Origin of the sequence: Mesorhizobium sp. M7A.F.Ca.AU.002.02.1.1 (assembly GCF_003998535.1) — a bacterium.
In the GTDB taxonomy this organism is placed as follows: Bacteria; Pseudomonadota; Alphaproteobacteria; order Rhizobiales; family Rhizobiaceae; genus Mesorhizobium; species Mesorhizobium ciceri.
Window position 1 is genome coordinate 1 of record NZ_RZPB01001193.1, and the last position, 1,233, is coordinate 1,233.

At 58.4% G+C, this 1,233-nt stretch carries 1 protein-coding gene; it reads right to left on the minus strand.

What is annotated here, in order from left to right:
- A partial coding sequence (locus tag EN879_RS36375) for a tyrosine-type recombinase/integrase (RefSeq protein WP_245493938.1) occupies positions 1–1,201 on the minus strand: 1,201 nt, incomplete at its 3' end.
- Positions 1,202–1,233: the final 32 nt, after the last annotated feature.

Genomic DNA, 1,233 nt, shown 5'->3' on the forward strand with positions numbered 1-1,233 from the left:
CTTCCACCCCCTCCAAAAGTGGGACATTTTCGTTCTCGTTTCGATCGAATATCAGAAGCGTCCGGGCAGACTGCGCCACTATCCGGCGGCGTGCCTTGCGGATGTAATGATCGGGCTGCTGATACGTCGTCCAGCCGTAAATCGCCTTCAGCTGTTCATGTGTGGCTCCGTTTTCTGCCGCAACGGTGGCGCCTGCCTTGCGGACCCCGTGGGCGCTGCAGCCCGGGAGTCCCGCTTCGTCGCACCATTGGCGCATCTTGTTGCCAAGGCCGTTTTCCGAGAAAGGCCGACCATACTCGGTGACGAGGAATGTCAGGTTGCCGGCCGGGGCGAAGGAAAGCTCATCCTCGAGTTCTGGGAGCAGAGGCAGTTCGACGACAATCGCTTCCTTGCGCACCTTGCTCTTGTCGGTCTTGCCAGGCTTGATCCTGATCCACTTCTCCCAGGTCCCGGTATCCTTGTTGCGAACCTGGGTAATGTGTTGTCTGCCGAAGATTGCTGCATCGGACAGTCGCAAACCTGTGAACATGAAAATCGCCAGCGCCATACGAGCCATAGTGCCGCGCGCATGCCGTTTCTCATACTGGACGATCTCCGACACTTCCCAGGTGTGGAAACCTTCGCCATTGCCCGAAGTCAGGCGCTTTATTCCGTTTGCCGGATTGACCTCGACCATCTCGGCATCCTTGGCCCAAGCGAACATTGCGCTAATGGCTTTTGTAATATTGTTGGCTGCCCCCGGAGCGTCTGACCGGGTATCACGGAGCTCCTTGACGTGAGCCCGCTTCATGGCCGCGAATGGTAATGAACCCTTCGTCGAGAAGTCCGGATTGACTGGCCCGCTCAGCGGGTGAGGCAGGTTGCAAACGCCCTCGAGTATTGTTCGTCGTCGAAGCATCGTGCCTTCGCCGACCTCTGCCCCACCGCGCCGGAAATACTCCTGGCAAAGCCACATCAGGCTGCCGCGAGGGGCCACTGGCCTGGCTACAGGCCTGACCACATTCTGAGCCGAAGCATAGGGAACGCCATCTCGCGCGCAGCGCACTTCTTCGTGGAACTCGGCTGAACCCGGCTTTTCTCGCAGACGGATCTTTTTTCTACCCGGTGCGCGGAAGTACAGCCGGATATTGCCGTGCCGATCCCTGTCTTCGACAACGCCTTTCAGATTGAATTTCACCATGGTGCTCGCCACGTCCATCATCTGCGATCCCAAGGATTATCGCTGGAGGACAC